This window comes from Methanothermus sociabilis, assembly GCF_055392295.1.
Map to the genome: position 1 here is coordinate 892,371 of NZ_AP042467.1, position 17,131 is coordinate 909,501.

Below are 17,131 nucleotides of genomic sequence, written 5' to 3' on the forward strand. Positions count from 1 at the left end.
AATTTAATTATAAAAATTTACGGATGGTGATGAAAAATGATAACAGGGAAAACTAAGGTCGTTGGTGTAATAGGTGATCCTGTGGAACACAGTCTTTCTCCAGTCATGCACAATGCAGCATTTGAATATTACGGTTTAGATTATGTATATGTACCATTTCATGTGAAAAAGGAAAATTTAAAAGATGCAATAAAAGGAAGTAAAGCATTAAATATAAAAGGTTTAAATGTAACGATACCTCACAAGAGAAATGTGATAAAATATCTAGATTGGATTGATGACGCTGCAAAACTTATTGGTGCGATAAATACAATAAAATTTGAAGATGATGGTATTAAAGGATTTAATACTGACGGTAAAGGTGCAGTAATGGCTCTAAAAGAAGTAACAGAAATAAAAAATAAAAAAATATTAATACTGGGTGCAGGAGGAGCTGCAAGAGCTGTAGCATTCCAATTAGCATTAGAAGGGGCTAAAAATATATGTATATTAAATAGGACTGTAGAAAAGGCTGAAGAGCTGGCAAAAGATATAAATAAAAAAACAGGTGTTAAAACAAACAGTGGCAGCCTTGAATTAATTGAAAAAGAAATCAAAGATACTGATATATTAATTGATGCAACACCAGTTGGGATGTATCCAAACGTTAATCAGGAACCATTAGTAAAAGCTGAAATGATGCATGAGAATTTAATTGTGAATGATCTTGTTTACAACCCAATTAAAACAACTTTACTAAAAGAAGCAGAAAAAGCAGGGGCAAAAACAATTTCTGGCGTTGAAATGTTGGTATACCAAGGTGCAGAGGCATTTAAAATATGGACTGGAATGGAAGCACCAATCGATGTTATGAGACAGTCAGTTTTAAAGGAATTAAAATGAAATTGAGGTGAATATATGAAAGTTTGTGAGTGGTGTATGTATTGTGGGGAATGTGCTGGTGTTTGTCCCAATAATGCCATAGAAGTTTGTGAGTCCTCTTTAAGATTTGACAAGAAAAAATGTAATGAATGTGAATTTTGCATAAAAGTATGTCCTATAAATGCATTGTCAAGGTGATCTCATGTTAAAAACTGATGTTTTAGTTGTAGGAGCTGGTCCAGCTGGATCTATAGCTGCAAGAAATGCTGCAGAGAATGGTGCTGAAGTTATTTTAATAGATAAAATGTCAGAGATAGGTACACCAAAAAGATGTGCAGAAGGAATTTCTGCTGAAGGTTTAAAAAGAGTGAATATAAAACCAAAAAAAGCTTGGATTACAAATGAAATAACAGGTGTAAGATTAGTATCCCCCAATAATACAAGTGTGTGGCTTACAGCTGACAAAGTTAAATTTCCAGAGGCAGGATATATATTAGAAAGGAAAATTTTTGATAAATATTTGGCAATGGAGGCTGCTAGATCCGGTGCTAAAATAAAAGTTAAAACAATTGCTAGAGGCATTGATAAAAAAAATGATGATATAATAGTTCATGCCTATTGCATGGATGAAAAAATAGATATAAAAACAAAAATAGTTATTGCAGCTGATGGTCCAGAATCTAGAGTTGCTAGATGGTTTGGTTTAAAAACTCACACAAAAGTCAAAGACATGATTTCAGCTGCTCAATTTGAAATGGTTAATGTAGATATAGATGACAGTAGTTGTATAGAATTTTATTTTGGTAATGTGGCACCTGGAGGCTATGCCTGGATATTTCCAAAATCTGATGACGTAGCAAATGTTGGGCTTGGAGTTTTAAATACAAAAACTAAGAAAAGTGCATATGAACATCTTTTAAGTTTTGTTAAGGAAAATTCTGCCACCAAAAATGCTCAACCTGTAGAATTTAATGTTGGTGGAGTTCCAGTTGCAGGAATGCATAAAAATTTGGTTGCTGATGGTTTAATGGTTGTTGGAGATGCTGCCGGACAGGTTAACCCCTTAACTGGGGGAGGTCTTGTAACAGGGATGGTAGGCGGAATGCTTGCAGGAAAAGTTGCTGCAGAAGCTATAGATAAAGATGATAATTCTGAAAAAATGTTAAAGAAGTATGAAGAGTTGTGTAAAAAAGAAATCGGAGAAGAAATAGATAAATATTTAAAAGTTAAAAATTATTTATTATCTTTAAGTGATGAGGAGTTAGATTCCATTGCTGAAGCATTTAAAGATATAGAATTTGATAAAGTAAGTACACGTGAACTTGTTAAAAAATTAATAAAGGTTTCTCCAAAGGCCTTAGTTAAACTTGGAAAACTAATTTAAAATTTGTATCCAATATCTCTAAGAAATTTCTTTCGCTTTTTTATATCTTTTTCTTTTTCAACTCCAACTGGAGTATATCCATCAACAACTCCTATTATACTACGACCTTGATCTGTCTCAACTATTAATACTTGTACAGGGTTTGCAGTAGCACATAAAATATTTACTACTTCAGGCACTGTTTTTAATCTTTGAAGTATATTTATGGGATAAGCGTTTTTTAAGTAAATAATGAAGGAATGTCCTGCACCAATTTTTTCCATGTTTTTTATTGCTATCTTTTCTAACTCTTCGTCATTTCCCACATGTCTTATTAATCTATCTCCAGAGGCCTCTGCAAATGCTATCCCAAATTTAGCCTGAGGAACTGTATTTACAATTGCTTCATATAAATCTTCCACAGTTTTTATAAAATGACTTTGCCCTATTATTACATTCGTTTCTTCAGGAACGTCAATATTAATTTTCTTTATCTCCATGCCCTCTCCCTCTTAAGTTAATAACATTTTTATTGAAAGAGCCATTAATATTGTTAATGTAAGTAGAATTATAAATGATGTTTTTCTTTTCTTAGATGATAAATATAATATAACAACTATTAATGATATAAAAGTGGGAAAAGGAAGTAAATCTTTTGTAATTCTCTCAACAATTACAAAAATTAGTCCTCCTATGAAAATAGTACTCCATTCAAACGATGAATCAGTTTTAAGATATATACCACAATATGGGCAATATTTAGCATTCCTACTTATTTTATTACCACAATTCGGACATTTCAATTTTCTCACCAAAAAATTACATGGTGTAATAATGAATGTCATTGATAAAATAAAAAACTTTAGGATACTTGAACTACTTGACAAAGCCAATGAAATTACATTGAAAAAACATGGAAATATAATAACTTTAGAAAGAGCAATTTTTCTTTCTTGGTGGTGTGAGAGAGGCGATTGTGCATTTTGTTATATGAGTACTCAAAAGAAAAGAATTAAAGATCCTAAAAAAGCTAGAAGAAATATATATTCAATATTAGCTGAAGCAGAAATATGTAAGAGAATAGGTTGGAATATTGAATTCCTGGCTGGAGGTTATGGCGCATTTACAACTGAAGAAATTAAAGAAATAGCTGAAAAAATATATGAAATTACTGGAAAACCTGTTTGGTTAAATATTGGAATTACAACTGATCTTGATAAATATGGTGAAGAAGTAGAAGGAATAACTGGTGCATTAGAGACTGCTAATCCAGAACTCCACAAAAAAGTATGTCCAAGCAAGCCACAAGAAAAAATTCTTCAAATGTTAGAAAAAGCTGATGAACTTGGATTTAAAAAAGGAATAACCATAATACTTGGCATAGGTGAAAAAGTTGAAGATTTGAAATATCTTTTTGAAATAATAGAAAATTATAAAATTGATAGAATTACATTTTATTCCCTAAATCCCCACAAAGGCACTATATTTGAGAATACTCCACAACCAGCATCCCTTTATTATGCAGGCACTGTAGCTGCAACAAGAATTACTTTTCCAAAATTAAAAATTATTTGTGGAACTTGGATTGATAACCTGGCTAACATAGGACCATTGATACTCGCAGGTGCTAATGGATTGACAAAGTTTCCATTATTTTCAATGTTTGGAAATAGATATGGGAAGAGAGTTGAAGAAGAAGTAAAGTGGTGCGGTAGAAAACTTAAAGGAACTTTCACAGATATAAGTCGTCTCACTAAAGGTAGTTGTGATAATAAAATTAAACCTTTTGTTGATAGATATATAATGAGATGTTTATCAAAAGCCAGGAGGAATTAACATTAAGATGAAATGTGGATTTGAAATACACATCCAACTAAAAACAAAATCAAAACTTTTTTGCAGTTGTCCAACAAATTATCAAGACGCAGATCCTAATACAAACGTTTGTCCAGTTTGTTTAAACCAACCAGGAGCAAAACCTTCCGCACCAAATGAAAAAGCTATAGAAAGTGCATTAAAGATAGCTTTAATGCTTGGATGCAAAATAAACAAGGGAACTATATATTTCATGCGTAAACATTATGATTATCCAGATTTACCTTCTGGATATCAGAGGACTTCAACACCTATTGGATATGATGGAGAACTAAATGGTATTAGAATTAGAGAAGTACATCTTGAAGAAGATCCTGGGCAATATAAGCCTGATTTAGGAGTAGTTGATTTTAATCGTTCTGGAATTCCTCTAATAGAGGTAGTTACAGAGCCTGATATAAATTCTCCAGAGGAAGCTAGGGAATTCCTTAAAGAACTTATGAGAGTTTTAGAATACAGTGGGGATGCCAGAGGAGAAGGAACTATGCGTGCAGATGTAAATGTTTCATTGGAAGGTGGTAGAAGAGTAGAGATAAAAAATATAAATTCAATAAAAGGTGCATACAAAGCTTTAAAATTTGAAATTATGAGACAAAAAAATCTTTTAGAGAGAGGCATGGAAGTTGCTAGAGAAACAAGAGCATTTTTAGAATCTCAAATGATAACAGTGCCTATGAGAATGAAAGAAGAAGCTGAAGATTACAGATATATACCAGATCCAGATTTACCCCCAATGAAATTTGATGAAAAGTATATTGAGAAAATAAAACAGAGTTTGCCTGAAACACCATCAATGAAAGTTAAAAGATTTGTAGAGCAATATAAAATATCAAAAGAGGATGCACACGTACTTACTTCAGAACTTGCGTTGGCAAATGCATTTGAAGAAGTTGCAAAGGAAATTAATCCAAAATTTGCAGCACAATGGATGAGAGAAGAGTTGAAGAGAGTTCTTTCATATAATAATATAACTTTTGCTGAGAGTGGTATCACACCAAAACAACTTATAGAATTGTTAAAAATGATACAGAACAAAGAAATAACTGTAAAAGCAGGCAAAAAAATAATTGAGCATCTACCATTTAATAAAAAATCTCCAAAAGAAATAGCAAAAGAATTAGGTCTTTTAGGCGTAATTGAAGATGAAGAAAAAATATTGAAAGCTGTTGAAAAAGCTATTAAAGACAATCCAAAAGCTGTAAATGATTATCATAATGGTAAAAAAGCAGCCTTAAATTTCTTACTTGGACAAGTCATGAAACTTACAAAAGGAAAGGTCGATCCTCAACGAACAATGCAAATATTAAAAAGTAAGGTTGAAGAGTCAAAATAAATATGGCACAAAATATTATTAACATGCTTAAGTGGCATCCAAAATATGATCTCTCTAATTGCAAAATTACTTATATACATAGAGGTTCCCCAGGAAATTTAAAGACAATAAAAGGTTCAGAAATAAAAAACATCGATAGAGGATTTATAATATTGAAGAATGATGTTGCTATTCCATATCATCGTATAGTTAAAGTTCAATGCAAAAATTTTGTATGGGAAAGGAAGTGAGTCAATGGCTGATAAAGCATTAGTTAAAGATTATATGACTCGGAAAGTTATATGTGTAACTCCTGAAACACCCACGTCTGAGTTGGTAGAATTAATGAAAAAAACCCAGCACGATGGTTTTCCTGTTACAGATGACGGCAAACTTGTAGGAATGGTTACATCTTTTGATTTAATTACTAATCCTTCAGCAAAAAAAGTTAAAGAAATAATGTCCACCGATGTTGTGGTAACTCGAGAGAACATGACAATTCATGATGCAGCAAGAGTAATGTTTAGAGAGGGTGTATCACGTTTACCTGTTGTAAATGGAGAAGGAAAGGTTGTGGGTATAATAACCAACACAGATATAATAAGATCACATATTGAAAGATCCACCCCAACAAAAGTTAGCTATTTTAGAAATACATTAAAACAAATTTACAATGTCAAAACTGAAGTTAAAAGAAAAAGAATACCTTTAAAAAAATTGAGGCCTACACAAGGTAAAATATATGCAGATGAATTAAAAGGAAGAACTTATGAACTTAAAAGAGGTCTTGCTGAACCTATAATAGCTGTTAAAACTGGCGATCATTACGTAATTGTAGATGGTCACCATAGAGTAGTTGCAGCTCATAGGTTAGGATATAAAGAGATAGATGCATATGTAATACACCTAGATAAGGATATAAAGCTTGGCATTGAAAAAAGCGCTGATAAAAATAAAATTTATTCAATAGACGACATAGAAGTAATTGATGAAGTACAACATCCTTTAACAACGATAACTACTGTTAAGAGGCGAAAAGATGAAGATACTAAATGAAGTATATAAAGTGCTTGAAGATAGGCGTGATAACCCTATTGATTCTTATAGTTCACGCTTAATGCAAGATAATGGTAAGGCTGCTGAAGATAAAATATTAGAGAAAATTGGTGAAGAATGTGCAGAATTAATAATAGCATCTAAAAACAATGAAAACATTGTGGAAGAAGCTGCTGATTTGATTTTTCATGTGTTAGTATTACTTGTGTATAAAGGTATAAAACTTGAAGAACTTTCTAAAGAATTTTTAAGGAGAAGAAGGTGAATTTATTTGTTTTAATATTTTTAATGCAAAAGCCGCAGCTCCAAAACCATTATCAATATTAACAACAACTACGCCAGGTACACAAGATTGGAGCATAGAAAGCAGAGCTGCAATGCCTTTTCCACCTGCACCATATCCAACAGATGTTGGGACAGCGATCACAGGTAAATCAACTAAACCTGCGACAACAGATGGTAATGCGCCTTCCATACCAGCTACGACTATTAAAAGTTGTACATTTTTCTTTATTAATTTTCTCAAATATCTAAATAATCTATGTATGCCTGCTATCCCTACATCATACACCATAGACACTTTACAACCCATCTCTTCAAGTATTATTTTTGCTTCTTCAGCAACAGGTATATCGGCAGTGCCACCAGTAATTATACCTACATGACCTTCTACCACTTTTTCATGTTTTCCAACTATCATAACTCTTCCTTCTTTATAATACCTTACTTCACAATTTTTAGGTAATTTTGTAACGATTTTTTTGTATTTTGATTCATTGAGTCGTGTTATGATCAATCCTTTATTTCCACATGCTTTTATTATTTTGGCAATTTTTTCAGGACTTTTCCCAATTGACAATACCACTTCTGGAATACCTGTTCTTACCTCCCTACCTAAATCAAATTTAGCTAAATCTTCTATTTCTTTTATTTGGAACGATTTTATAAGTTTTTCTGCTTCTTTTATAGATATTTTGCCGTCTGCTAATTTTTTAAGTATTTCTCTCATAGTAAATCACTTAAATCATTTTTATGTATATAAAGTTTCAGAGGGGTCACAATGCAACATGCTCAAATCATTGTTGAAGGAATTGTTCAGGGTGTTGGATTTAGACCAACTATATATAGGCTTGCAAAACATCATAAATTAAAAGGTTATGTAAAAAATTTAGGAAATGTTGTTGAAATAGTGGTGGCTGGAAAAAAATCAAATATAAAAAATTTTTTAAAATCTATTGAAGAAGAGAAACCTCCTTTATGCAAAATATTTAATATAGATGTCAAATATTATGATGCACCTCTTAAGTTCGATGATTTCAAAATTGTTAAAAGCTCTAAAAAATTTTATGGTTCATCTATAATTCCCGCAGACATTGCAACTTGTAAAGATTGTTTGGAAGAAATAGATAATCCAAAGGATAGAAGGTACAACTATCCTTTTACAAGTTGCACAAATTGTGGCCCAAGATTTACAATAATAAAATCATTACCATATGATAGAGAAAGAACAAGCATGGATGAATTTCCCTTATGTGATAAATGTTTGAAGGAATATGAAGATCCTGAAGATAGAAGATATCATGCAGAAACTACTTGTTGTCCAACCTGTGGTCCCAAAGTTTTTTTATGGGGATTAGACGTCGATGATCCAATTAAAGAAACTGCCAAACTCCTAGATGAAGGTTATATTGTTGCAATTAAAGGTATTGGTGGAGCCCATATAGCCTGTGATGCTACAGATGAAGATGTGGTAAAAAAATTAAGGAAGAGATTAAATAGACCATCACAACCGTTTGCATGCATGAGTAAAGACATAGATACAATAAAAAAATTTGCAATAGTAAATGAGAATGAAAAGGAAACCTTATTGTCAAAAAGTAGACCAATTGTGGTGTTAAAGAAAAAAGAAGATTGTGCAATTGCAAATTCTGTGTCTCCAGGTCTTCATACTATTGGGGTTATGTTACCTTACTCTGGTCTCCACCATATTTTATTCAAATATCTTAAAAAAGAAGCTTATGTAATGACTTCAGCAAATAAACCAGGCATGCCAATGTTAATAAAAAACAGAGATATTATTAAAAAACTCAATGGAATAGCAGATTATTTCTTACTTCATGATCGTAAAATAATTAATCGTTGTGATGATTCGGTGATAAGGTTTAGAGGTGGTAAGAAAGCATTCTTAAGACGTTCTAGAGGATATGCACCAGAACCATATGATTTTTCAAAATATTGTGAAAATAAAAATATTTTGGCACTTGGACCAGAACTTGACGTAACTTTCGCATTAGTTAAAAATGGAAAATGTTATGTTTCCCAACATATTGGAAATGTCAACAATTATGATGTTTTAAAATTTCTTAAGAGTGCAATAAATAGATTCCTATCTATGATCAAAATAGATTCTTTAGATGTTGTGGCTTGTGATTTACATCCACAATTCCTTACAACTAAACTAGCTCAAGAATTGTCCCAAAAATATTCTTGTAAATTGTTAAAAGTTCAGCATCATCATGCCCATGCTGCTTCTCTTGCCTTTGATGCAAATGTGGATGAATATATATGTATAACTGCAGATGGAGTAGGTTATGGTAGCGATGGTACTGTTTGGGGTGGCGAAATATTACATTTCAAAGGCAAGAATTTTAAGAGGATGGCAAGTTTAATTCCTCAAAAGATGCCTGGTGGAGACCTCTGTACTTATTATCCAGCAAGAATGCTACTTTCAATACTTAAAAACGTTTATGATGACGAGGAACTAGTAGATATTATGGATGATTATAAAAAATATTTCCCACATGGAAAGAAAGAAATTGAGATAGTTATTAAACAATTAAACAAAGACTTTAATGTAAATATAACAACCAGTACTGGACGAATTTTGGATTCGATTGCTGTAGCACTCCATATTTGTAGTCGAAGGACATATGAAGGAGAATGTGCAATGAAACTGGAATCTGCAGCTTACTATGGAAATGATGGATTAGAAATTACAAAAGAAATATATAAAACTAATAATAGATATGTTTTGGATACTTCTTTGATGTTAAGAGATGTTATAGAGTTGCTTAAAAAAGGTGAAAAGCGTCGTGATATTGCATTTGCAGCTCAAAAAGCTTTAGCTGAAGGATTGGCAGAATTATCTGTTTTATCTGCAGAAAAAGCAAAAGTGGATATAATAGGCGGTTCCGGAGGAGTCTTTATAAATGAGGCTATAACAAAAACTGTGAAAGAATATGTAGAAAATCAAGGATATAAATTTGTTCAACATGAAAATTCTTGTCCTGGTGATGGATCAATATCTTTAGGTCAGGCCTTTATTTCCTGTTTATAATGTCGTTAAGGATTCTCAAAGCTTCAGTTCTCAAAGTTTCATATCTTTCTAATAATTGTTTAATTTCATTTATTGCTTCTATATTTCCATTTTTTGCTTTTTTTTCTAAGTATTTTAACCTCATCATCTCTTCATCTTCTGTATCACTACTTACTTCCACCCGAAAATCTTCTTTACTTATTACAACCTTTATAGCTATGTTGTCACGTATCTTGTAATATTTTCTAGGTCTTCCTCTCTGAACTCTCTTAAATGTAGATTCTACAATGCCAGCTTCTTCTAATACCTTCAGGTGTTCTATTATAGCTTTCTGTCCTACATTTAACTCCTGCGAGATTTGACTGACAAAACAAGGTTCCTTACCTATTAACTCTATAATTTTACGTCTAGTTTTATTTCCTATTAACTCCAATATTTTTTCAGCATCTATAATTTTCATCACATTAAAAAGTTTTGTTAGAATTAGTAGATAAATTTTATCAGATGTGTGGGAGTGGCATGCCGGGAGTAACCCCCCTTCTGTTTAGGCAGCATTCATCTAAGCGGGCAATCTCTGCCTCATATCATTGGCAGATTTTCACCCTTGCATCCCCCGGATTGGCCGTTTCACCGATCCTCCCGATGTCAATCAACCCCTTTAATTGGGGCCTCATTATCATCCATCGGGAGACGTGTCGTTTCTGCGCCAGGGTCCGGCCTCTCGGCCGATGCCTTGCGGCACCGGGGTTTAGGGTGATGGGGGGAGTTTCCTCAGCCATAAAAGGCCGTAGCTGCCCTCCGGCTTACCACTCCCACACATCAATAAGAAGAAGAAGTAATAGCGGGGCCTGGATTTGAACCAGGGATCTCGGGGTTATGAGCCCCGCGGGTTCACCAGGCTACCCCACCCCGCTATTTTTTATTTAGTTAATAACTCCTATATAAAATTTACGGTTAAGCAAAATAAAAATTTTGATTAAGAATATTAACGAAAAATATTTATAAAGACATTTTTTAAATTAAAAATTTTGGAGGGAGAATATTATGAAAAAATTGGTAGCAATTCTTAGTATATTTTTAGCGTTATTTATTGGAATAAATGCTAGTGCTGCAGCTACAATGTTCTATACAACGAAAGGTATACCTACAGAGAACAGCACACAATATACAGAACCTATAATATTGAATAAATCAATGCAGATAAAATATATGATTGTTGACAATGCAACAAATAAAACAAAATATGGTATAATTAAGCATGAGATAACTAAAAAAGCAAAAAATCAAACTATATTCCCAGCAATCTCATTTGACGGTGATAATATAACTTTAACATTTCCAGCAAATGTAACTGTTTATTACACATTGAATGGTAAAAACCCAACAAACAAAAGTGCAATATATACAGCTCCAATAATTCTAAACAAAAATATGATAATAAAGTATATGATAGTCAGTGGAAATGCAACATACAAAGGCGTTGTCAAACATACACCTTGCAAACTAGTTAAAAAAACAAAATTCAAAAAAATAAAAAAGAACAAGCGAATAAAAATTGTAAAAGAGGTTATACCAGAATTAGAACCAACTTCAAGCTAGAATTTTAAATTACCTTTTTTATTTTTTTCACAATGAACTGCTGTTGGTAATATTGAAATCTAAAAATCTTCCACGTAAAGAATTTGCAAACATCATATCGCTTTGCCCATTTTCCTTAATATAGATATTTATAATGTGGCCATTCCAATAAATTGTATAATTGGCTGGTGCATTGCCATCGAAATAAATTGTATCAACTTTTATCCCATTTACATATACTGAGTAATATCCTTCTTTCATAATTCCAGAAGTAGAAACTAGGAATTTATTGTCAAAATATATATTTACTGACTTAGATTCATTACTTTGGGTTTGGATTAAAACTCCTTCTTTTACAGTTAATCCTTCACTAGTATATATATTTCTCAAAACATATACGTTTTTAAAGATTTTTCTTAAATTATTGTCTTGAATAACATCGCCAATATTTACATTTAAAACAGATCTGATTTCTTGAGGCATTCTAATTACATTGTTTTCACCAGGTAATGGTTCTCTAACTTCATAAGAAAGATTGTAAATATAAATTTTGTCTCCATAATTTATTCCAAGCGTATCTATAGCATCAGCAGGCATTCTAATGATGTTACTCTCATTTTCTAACGCACTGTCAATTGTATATGGTCCTTTTATAGCTATAGTACGATTTTCATGTGCCTTTTTCCATATGACTAAATTACCTGAAACAGGCTGAATTGATATTTTATCTTTTTCCACATGTATGGATCCAAAAAGAGCAGAAAGAATGGCAAACAAAATTAATGCCGAAACTAAAACTGGGAAATGCATATATATGAAAGATTTAATAGTACTGATAGGGTTCTTTGATGTAAGAATTATTTTACAAGATTTCATCAAAAGAATTACTAAATAATACATTGCAACAATAAATCCAAGAATACTAAGAGCTATACCTACATATAAAGGTATAATCCTTGTAAAGAAAATACTAAAAATTCCAAATGATGTTAATGAAAGTCCAAGTACACACATCCTTATTGAATTACCTATGGTGTCCATCATTGCAACTCTTCCATACTCTACAGCCCTATTTACTATTGTTCTAACTACTTCATTAGCCATTAAATTGAGATCTGACAAATCAGACATTTTATGGTTTAGAGTTCCAATATCAACCTCTTTTATTCTGAATCCATGTGCATCTGCATCTAATATTATACCTATGTCAACACCATAATCTTCCTCAAATTTTACTTTTTCAAGCACTGATCTTTTAGCTGCAAATTGGCCACTTAACGGCTGTTTAAAATTTAATTCTGGGAAGAAAAAATTTAATAATGGTTTAGCTGTGAGTTCGGTAACCCTTCCAGCTTTGCGCTTAAATTTACTCTTAGTTATATCTGCTTCTCCCCTAATTATTGGTTCTACAATCCTATCAACTTTTTTTGGATTTATATTTTTTAGGTCAGCATCTAAAAATAAAATTATGTCCCCTGATGACTCTTTAAACCCTGTTTTCAATGCTGCACCTTTACCCTTATTTTTCTCATGTTTTATTACTTTTGCACCTGCATTTAAAGCTTTTTCATAAGTTTTGTCTGTAGAACCATCATCCACAACTATAATTTCATCTACATATTTTGATTTTTTTACAGCATTGACAACATCTGCAACAGTCTCCTCTTCATTATAAGCAGGTATAACTGCCGACACCCTTGGCTTGTATCTTTTTACAACCAAAAACAAAAATATAATAAAGATTAGTATCATTGAATACATTGCGACACCATGTTATTTCTTCTCATTCTTGCCCTCAATTACTATTTACAAGAAAGTAAAAAATATGCTTAACTATTTAAAATACTTTTCTTAAAAACCATGTGACGGAGAGATACAATGAAGTTCCTCATAACTACACCAAGAGGCTTAGAAGGTACTGCAGCCAATTACATCAAAGAAAAAATAAAAGATGCTGATGTATGGATAACACCTATGGGATATGCAGGGTTAGTGTTAGTTAAAACTAAAGAAAATTGTGAAAAGCAATTAAAAGAAATTCCAGAGGTTGAAAGAGTTATCCCTGTAATGTTTGAAGTCCCTGCAAAATTAGATGAGATATTATCAACAGCAAAAAATATTTCTAAACATATAAATGAGACTGAAACCTTTTCTGTTGAAACTACAAGAAGAGGAAAACATGAATTTACAAGTATGGATGTCAACATAAAACTTGGCAGAAAAATAGAAGAATTAACAGGTGCAGATGTAAATCTTACTTTACCTGACAAAAAAGTGTTGGTAGAAATTATAGGTGATAAGGCTTATATCTCTGTTATTGAAAGAGAAAAGTGGAAGAAATATACACCTGAAAAACCAGATGCAAGATCTCTTTTAAAAAAAATTACTATAGTGCAACTTCCATATTGGGGTGATTACAAAGTATGCAGGAAGATGGGTGAAAAAATTGGAAGGGCAGCTCAGGCTTTTGAAATTAAGGAACTCATAATATCTCCAAAAGAAAAAATGGATGCTTATGAACTTATGGAATTTATTCGTGGTGTTAAAAAAGGTCAAAGATCTAGATACTTAATACAGAAGGATGCATATCCGTGGGATGTTAGGAAGATTCCTGTAAGTCTGTGGGATTTATACCAAGTGATAAGAGATAAAAGAAGGAAAAATAGAACAATAATAATAACAGATCCTCTAGGAGATATAGTTTCCAATGTAAAAAATAAATTAAAAAAAGATTTAAAATTTTCAAAAGAAATTATTGTATTTATAGGTTCTAGGGAAGGTATCCCAAGAGGTTTGTTTGATTTAGCTGATTATGTATTGGATCTGACACCTCATATGACATTTGCAACCGAACAAGGCATTCCTGCAATACTAATATTACTTTGGCATCTTTATGAGTCCTCTTAATTTTTACAGTTTTTTAGCAATGGCAACTGCAAAATCTTGAGCAGCAGTAGGATCACTTGCAGTAATTATATTCCCTTCCACAACAACTGCAGACTTTGTATAGTTAACACCATTTTCTTTTAATATTCTTATTAAATCATCGCTTGGATATACTGTAGCTTTTTTGTTTTTAAGTATTCCTGCCTTAGCTAAAATAGCAGGAGATGCACAAATAGCACCAATTATTTTACCTTTAGAATTAGCAATTTTAACGAATTTTATGACCATCTCCATGTTTGGGTCTTGTATTTTACCTGTTACTCTTTGATATACTCCTGGTCCACCGACTAAAACTATAGCCTTATATTTTGAAATAAATTTATCCATGTCTTTTATATCACCAATATACACATCATATTTCGTTCCTATATCTTTGTCAGCTGCAACAATAGTGACATTGTTACTTATCTTTTTCACTGCATCATACTCTTGACTATTAAATCCCTGAAATAGAACAATTGCAACTGCAGCAGGTCTTTTTTCCATTGTAGCTGTCTGCTTTTCTTCTAAGATTTTCTGACCTGCCAGAAACAAAATTACTATTCCTACAACTAATGCTATTAAATACCATTTTTTTGTCATACAAATAATTATTTCTATTTCTAAAATAAAAAATTTAAAAGAATGATGATGGCCATCACTTCTGATATTAGGATGATGAACGGTCAGGACTCTGAGTAATAGAACCCAGATTTCTTAAGTCTTTCAGATTTACAATATATTTCCCATTGTAATAAGGTACATTATTGCTGATGTTCCTTTTTAAGCAAAATTCAACATCTTTATACAAACCTAACTTTTTCAATTTTTTAGCTGACAATGAATCTTTTACAGCTTTATCTACTTCATCTTTATTCATGCTTGCCAATAATGCAGATTTTGCATATTCACTTAACTCAACATTTTTCATATATTTTATTATCTCTCCAGCACCTAAAAAGTCTTCTAATGCAAAATTACCTTTTACACCAGCCATTACGATATCTATATGTTCGTTAGCAAGTTTCAAAGCAACATTTGCTACAGATTTAGCATTTATAAATGACCCTATTAATGTCCTACATTTTATCTGATTTAATACTCTTGTGCCATTTGTTGTTGTTAAAATTAATATTTCACCACTTTTTTTCTGTATATCAATTGGTGAGTTACCAATATCAAATTCTCTGATTTTTTTCCCATTACGTTCTCCAGCTATCAAGCAATTCATTTTTTTGGATAATTTTAAAGCCAAATTTTTATCTGAAACAGGTAATATTTTTTTAAAATTATCCAATGCTGCTACAATTGTAGTGCTAGCCCTTAGTACATCTACCATTATTGCCAGGTCGTTACTTTTTGATTTTTCTAAGCTCAACGTAACTTTCAAAAATACCAACCTCATAAATTTTTTAGGGGATTGAAATGAAGATTGTTACAACGCCCATGTGTGAAAAAATTTTAAAATTAGCAGGTATAAAAAATTATATAGTTTCAAAAAATCCTGATGAAACTGATGCAGATATTGCAGTGGTGTTGTATGAGACAAATACAAAGAAAAAGGCTATAAAATTAAAATTAAATACATTTGACCAAATTGAAAAAAGTATTTCAAAGGTTAGGGATTTGCTTGGTGGTAAAAATAAAAAAATAAAAATAAATTTTCGTTGGGCAGATGAAAATTATCGTAAGGTTCAAAGAAGGAAAAATCGAAAAATAAAAGTAAAAGTTTATTCTAACTTTTTAAAAGACATTGTCAAAGACATGGGATATAAAATTGTTAATAAGAATCCTGACTTTATTATTTACCCTGATTATATGGAAGATAAAATTAAAGAAGAGAATGTGAGTAAAGTTAAGGTTCCATCCCATGAGAATGTACCAAAAGATCCGATAGAAAGAGCTAAAGTTAGGTATAATCTCTTGGAGAAGAAATTATGTATGAAACATTGATCTATAAAGGTGGAGTACATAAAAGTGAAGAAATCAAAGAATTAGTAGAAGATTTGGGAGGTTTTGTTCTACAAGAAAATGTTATTCAGATGGATTTGATTCTTACATTAGCTGTGCCTATAAAAGATGTAAAAAAAGTTGAAGAGAAAGCTAAAGAGTTATTAGGAAAAATTAGACCGGCACCAATGGTTGGTTCAGAGATAGCTGTGGTATCACCAACGCTTGCAAGACATCATTTACCACATTCTGCATGTGATATTGCAGAATATTTGCGTAGACATGGTGCAAAAACAAATATGATAGGCTTAGCACGCGGTGCTGGAAAAACAATATCACGCATATCAGAAGATGAAAAAGCTCTTATAAATGAGCATGATTTGGCAATATTTGCAATGGGTAGTTTTAAAGAATGTATAGAGAATAAAACACATTTATTTTCAGATATAGATGTCCCTGTGGTTGTTACTGGGGCTCCTAAAATCGAAAATCTTCCAGGCGCAGATGCATATGTATCTGGTTTTGGAAGAATACCTAGGAGGTTAAAAAGAGGTGAAAACATAAGAGCATTAAGGAAATTAGTAAAAGTCGTTGAAAATTTATTAGATAAAAAAAGGGAAGAAATATCATTGGATCCTCCCTTAGTTCCACCAATAGTCGTTAAAAAAGAAATTGAGTATCAAGTACCAGAAGTTAAGGAAGTATATTCACCCACTCCGGTAACTCTACAACTTGATGGTGTTAGAGTTAAACTTGATTATGATGAATATCATGAAAAAATTGGTTATGTAGAGGTTGATAAATATATACTCCATGAAATTTCAGAAATTATACCATCAAAAATGTATAATTATACACTTGTCAAATTGTTACCAGAAAGTTCCCTGTGGTAAAC

The 17,131-nt window shown here is 31.9% G+C and carries 20 protein-coding genes, 1 tRNA gene and 1 other RNA gene; 13 read left to right on the plus strand and 9 right to left on the minus strand.

All coding sequences use genetic code 11. From position 1 onward, the window contains the following. The first annotated feature begins 36 nt into the window (after window positions 1-36). From aroE to ACZ5LY_RS04880, 3 genes are read left to right on the plus strand one after another with little or no spacing between them, the layout of a single operon-like run. A complete protein-coding gene (aroE, locus tag ACZ5LY_RS04870; RefSeq protein ID WP_013414284.1) occupies window positions 37-882 on the plus strand; it encodes a shikimate dehydrogenase in 846 nt (281 codons plus the stop codon). A gap of 15 nt (window positions 883-897) precedes the next feature. Beyond that, on the plus strand, window positions 898-1,059 hold the full coding sequence (locus ACZ5LY_RS04875; RefSeq protein WP_013414285.1) for a 4Fe-4S binding protein: 162 nt from the start codon (window positions 898-900) through the stop codon (window positions 1,057-1,059). A gap of 4 nt (window positions 1,060-1,063) precedes the next feature. Next, window positions 1,064-2,245: an NAD(P)/FAD-dependent oxidoreductase gene (locus ACZ5LY_RS04880; RefSeq protein ID WP_464577186.1), complete on the plus strand. Its 1,182-nt coding sequence runs from the start codon at window positions 1,064-1,066 to the stop codon at window positions 2,243-2,245. Here the strand turns inward: ACZ5LY_RS04880 and ACZ5LY_RS04885 are convergent. Both ACZ5LY_RS04885 and ACZ5LY_RS04890 read right to left on the minus strand, forming a co-directional pair. Continuing rightward, the gene (locus ACZ5LY_RS04885) at window positions 2,242-2,724 is read right to left on the minus strand and encodes an adenosine-specific kinase (protein WP_013414287.1); all 483 of its coding nucleotides are present in this window, start codon (window positions 2,722-2,724) and stop codon (window positions 2,242-2,244) included. The genes ACZ5LY_RS04880 and ACZ5LY_RS04885 overlap by 4 nt on opposite strands. A 12-nt stretch (window positions 2,725-2,736) precedes the next feature. Further along, window positions 2,737-3,027, minus strand: a complete 291-nt coding sequence (locus ACZ5LY_RS04890) for a zinc ribbon domain-containing protein (RefSeq protein WP_048060606.1) — start codon at window positions 3,025-3,027, stop codon at window positions 2,737-2,739. A gap of 31 nt (window positions 3,028-3,058) precedes the next feature. Here ACZ5LY_RS04890 and ACZ5LY_RS04895 point away from each other — a divergent pair, with 31 nt between their 5' ends. Genes ACZ5LY_RS04895 through hisE form a run of 5 tightly spaced genes read left to right on the plus strand, consistent with a single transcriptional unit; the run spans window position 3,059 to window position 6,732 of the window. Then, window positions 3,059-4,060, plus strand: coding sequence for a radical SAM protein (locus ACZ5LY_RS04895; RefSeq protein ID WP_464577189.1), 1,002 nt, complete (start codon window positions 3,059-3,061; stop codon window positions 4,058-4,060). 7 nt (window positions 4,061-4,067) lie between these two features. Next, window positions 4,068-5,432 carry an Asp-tRNA(Asn)/Glu-tRNA(Gln) amidotransferase subunit GatB gene (gatB, locus tag ACZ5LY_RS04900; RefSeq protein WP_464577191.1) on the plus strand — a complete coding sequence of 455 codons (1,365 nt, stop codon included), beginning with the start codon at window positions 4,068-4,070 and terminating at the stop codon, window positions 5,430-5,432. Window positions 5,433-5,434: 2 nt separating this feature from the next. Further along, the gene (locus tag ACZ5LY_RS04905; protein WP_013414290.1) at window positions 5,435-5,662 is read left to right on the plus strand and encodes a DUF504 domain-containing protein; all 228 of its coding nucleotides are present in this window, start codon (window positions 5,435-5,437) and stop codon (window positions 5,660-5,662) included. A gap of 4 nt (window positions 5,663-5,666) precedes the next feature. Next, window positions 5,667-6,467 (plus strand): CBS domain-containing ParB/RepB/Spo0J family partition protein, encoded by an 801-nt coding sequence (locus ACZ5LY_RS04910; protein WP_464577193.1) that lies wholly within the window; start codon window positions 5,667-5,669, stop codon window positions 6,465-6,467. After that, window positions 6,451-6,732, plus strand: coding sequence for a phosphoribosyl-ATP diphosphatase (gene hisE, locus ACZ5LY_RS04915; RefSeq protein ID WP_013414292.1), 282 nt, complete (start codon window positions 6,451-6,453; stop codon window positions 6,730-6,732). Before ACZ5LY_RS04910 ends, hisE begins: the two co-directional genes overlap by 17 nt. Here hisE and larB read toward each other — a convergent pair. Next, the gene (gene larB / locus ACZ5LY_RS04920; protein ID WP_013414293.1) at window positions 6,715-7,476 is read right to left on the minus strand and encodes a nickel pincer cofactor biosynthesis protein LarB; all 762 of its coding nucleotides are present in this window, start codon (window positions 7,474-7,476) and stop codon (window positions 6,715-6,717) included. The two genes, hisE and larB, sit on opposite strands and share 18 nt — an antisense overlap. 51 nt (window positions 7,477-7,527) lie before the next feature. Between larB and hypF the strand changes: the two genes are divergently transcribed. After that, on the plus strand, window positions 7,528-9,804 hold the full coding sequence (gene hypF, locus ACZ5LY_RS04925) for a carbamoyltransferase HypF (RefSeq protein WP_464577196.1): 2,277 nt from the start codon (window positions 7,528-7,530) through the stop codon (window positions 9,802-9,804). Here the strand turns inward: hypF and ACZ5LY_RS04930 are convergent. From ACZ5LY_RS04930 to ACZ5LY_RS04940, 3 genes are all read right to left on the minus strand, one after another. Beyond that, window positions 9,788-10,243: an ArsR/SmtB family transcription factor gene (locus ACZ5LY_RS04930; RefSeq protein ID WP_464577198.1), complete on the minus strand. Its 456-nt coding sequence runs from the start codon at window positions 10,241-10,243 to the stop codon at window positions 9,788-9,790. The genes hypF and ACZ5LY_RS04930 overlap by 17 nt on opposite strands. Before the next feature lie 57 nt (window positions 10,244-10,300). Next, window positions 10,301-10,590, minus strand: an RNA gene (gene rnpB / locus ACZ5LY_RS04935) — RNase P RNA component. A 32-nt stretch (window positions 10,591-10,622) separates the two neighbouring features. Beyond that, window positions 10,623-10,697, minus strand: a tRNA-Met gene (locus ACZ5LY_RS04940). A 130-nt stretch (window positions 10,698-10,827) separates the two neighbouring features. On the opposite strand from ACZ5LY_RS04940, the gene ACZ5LY_RS04945 reads away from it, so the two are divergent. After that, window positions 10,828-11,382 carry a chitobiase/beta-hexosaminidase C-terminal domain-containing protein gene (locus tag ACZ5LY_RS04945; protein WP_013414296.1) on the plus strand — a complete coding sequence of 185 codons (555 nt, stop codon included), beginning with the start codon at window positions 10,828-10,830 and terminating at the stop codon, window positions 11,380-11,382. A 27-nt stretch (window positions 11,383-11,409) separates the two neighbouring features. On the opposite strand, the gene ACZ5LY_RS04950 is transcribed toward ACZ5LY_RS04945, so the two are convergent. Continuing rightward, window positions 11,410-13,122, minus strand: coding sequence for a glycosyltransferase (locus tag ACZ5LY_RS04950; RefSeq protein WP_013414297.1), 1,713 nt, complete (start codon window positions 13,120-13,122; stop codon window positions 11,410-11,412). A gap of 117 nt (window positions 13,123-13,239) precedes the next feature. Here ACZ5LY_RS04950 and ACZ5LY_RS04955 point away from each other — a divergent pair, with 117 nt between their 5' ends. Then, entirely contained in the window at window positions 13,240-14,268 is a 1,029-nt protein-coding gene (locus tag ACZ5LY_RS04955) for an SPOUT family RNA methylase (RefSeq protein WP_464577200.1), read from the plus strand. A gap of 3 nt (window positions 14,269-14,271) precedes the next feature. On the opposite strand, the gene ACZ5LY_RS04960 is transcribed toward ACZ5LY_RS04955, so the two are convergent. Beyond that, window positions 14,272-14,889, minus strand: a complete 618-nt coding sequence (locus ACZ5LY_RS04960) for a DJ-1/PfpI family protein (protein WP_013414299.1) — start codon at window positions 14,887-14,889, stop codon at window positions 14,272-14,274. 67 nt (window positions 14,890-14,956) lie between these two features. After that, window positions 14,957-15,676 carry a 2-phosphosulfolactate phosphatase gene (gene comB / locus ACZ5LY_RS04965; RefSeq protein WP_013414300.1) on the minus strand — a complete coding sequence of 240 codons (720 nt, stop codon included), beginning with the start codon at window positions 15,674-15,676 and terminating at the stop codon, window positions 14,957-14,959. A gap of 35 nt (window positions 15,677-15,711) precedes the next feature. Here comB and ACZ5LY_RS04970 point away from each other — a divergent pair, with 35 nt between their 5' ends. Both ACZ5LY_RS04970 and ACZ5LY_RS04975 read left to right on the plus strand, forming a co-directional pair. Beyond that, entirely contained in the window at window positions 15,712-16,239 is a 528-nt protein-coding gene (locus ACZ5LY_RS04970; protein WP_013414301.1) for a hypothetical protein, read from the plus strand. Then, window positions 16,224-17,129 (plus strand): methanogenesis marker 7 protein, encoded by a 906-nt coding sequence (locus ACZ5LY_RS04975; protein ID WP_013414302.1) that lies wholly within the window; start codon window positions 16,224-16,226, stop codon window positions 17,127-17,129. The genes ACZ5LY_RS04970 and ACZ5LY_RS04975 overlap by 16 nt, the downstream gene beginning before the upstream one ends. Window positions 17,130-17,131: the final 2 nt, after the last annotated feature.

Excerpts from the sequence above, each read along its gene's own strand:
- aroE (WP_013414284.1), top strand. The coding sequence starts at position 37 with ATGATAACAGGGAAAACTAAGGTCGTTGGTGTAATAGGTGATCCTGTG.
- ACZ5LY_RS04875 (WP_013414285.1), top strand. The coding sequence starts at position 898 with ATGAAAGTTTGTGAGTGGTGTATGTATTGTGGGGAATGTGCTGGTGTT.
- ACZ5LY_RS04880 (WP_464577186.1), top strand. The coding sequence starts at position 1,064 with ATGTTAAAAACTGATGTTTTAGTTGTAGGAGCTGGTCCAGCTGGATCT.
- ACZ5LY_RS04885 (WP_013414287.1), bottom strand. The coding sequence starts at position 2,724 with ATGGAGATAAAGAAAATTAATATTGACGTTCCTGAAGAAACGAATGTA.
- ACZ5LY_RS04895 (WP_464577189.1), top strand. The coding sequence starts at position 3,059 with ATGAATGTCATTGATAAAATAAAAAACTTTAGGATACTTGAACTACTT.
- gatB (WP_464577191.1), top strand. The coding sequence starts at position 4,068 with ATGAAATGTGGATTTGAAATACACATCCAACTAAAAACAAAATCAAAA.
- ACZ5LY_RS04905 (WP_013414290.1), top strand. The coding sequence starts at position 5,435 with ATGGCACAAAATATTATTAACATGCTTAAGTGGCATCCAAAATATGAT.
- ACZ5LY_RS04910 (WP_464577193.1), top strand. The coding sequence starts at position 5,667 with ATGGCTGATAAAGCATTAGTTAAAGATTATATGACTCGGAAAGTTATA.
- hisE (WP_013414292.1), top strand. The coding sequence starts at position 6,451 with ATGAAGATACTAAATGAAGTATATAAAGTGCTTGAAGATAGGCGTGAT.
- larB (WP_013414293.1), bottom strand. The coding sequence starts at position 7,476 with ATGAGAGAAATACTTAAAAAATTAGCAGACGGCAAAATATCTATAAAA.
- hypF (WP_464577196.1), top strand. The coding sequence starts at position 7,528 with ATGCAACATGCTCAAATCATTGTTGAAGGAATTGTTCAGGGTGTTGGA.
- ACZ5LY_RS04930 (WP_464577198.1), bottom strand. The coding sequence starts at position 10,243 with ATGAAAATTATAGATGCTGAAAAAATATTGGAGTTAATAGGAAATAAA.
- ACZ5LY_RS04945 (WP_013414296.1), top strand. The coding sequence starts at position 10,828 with ATGAAAAAATTGGTAGCAATTCTTAGTATATTTTTAGCGTTATTTATT.
- ACZ5LY_RS04950 (WP_013414297.1), bottom strand. The coding sequence starts at position 13,122 with ATGTATTCAATGATACTAATCTTTATTATATTTTTGTTTTTGGTTGTA.
- ACZ5LY_RS04955 (WP_464577200.1), top strand. The coding sequence starts at position 13,240 with ATGAAGTTCCTCATAACTACACCAAGAGGCTTAGAAGGTACTGCAGCC.
- ACZ5LY_RS04960 (WP_013414299.1), bottom strand. The coding sequence starts at position 14,889 with ATGACAAAAAAATGGTATTTAATAGCATTAGTTGTAGGAATAGTAATT.
- ACZ5LY_RS04970 (WP_013414301.1), top strand. The coding sequence starts at position 15,712 with ATGAAGATTGTTACAACGCCCATGTGTGAAAAAATTTTAAAATTAGCA.
- ACZ5LY_RS04975 (WP_013414302.1), top strand. The coding sequence starts at position 16,224 with ATGTATGAAACATTGATCTATAAAGGTGGAGTACATAAAAGTGAAGAA.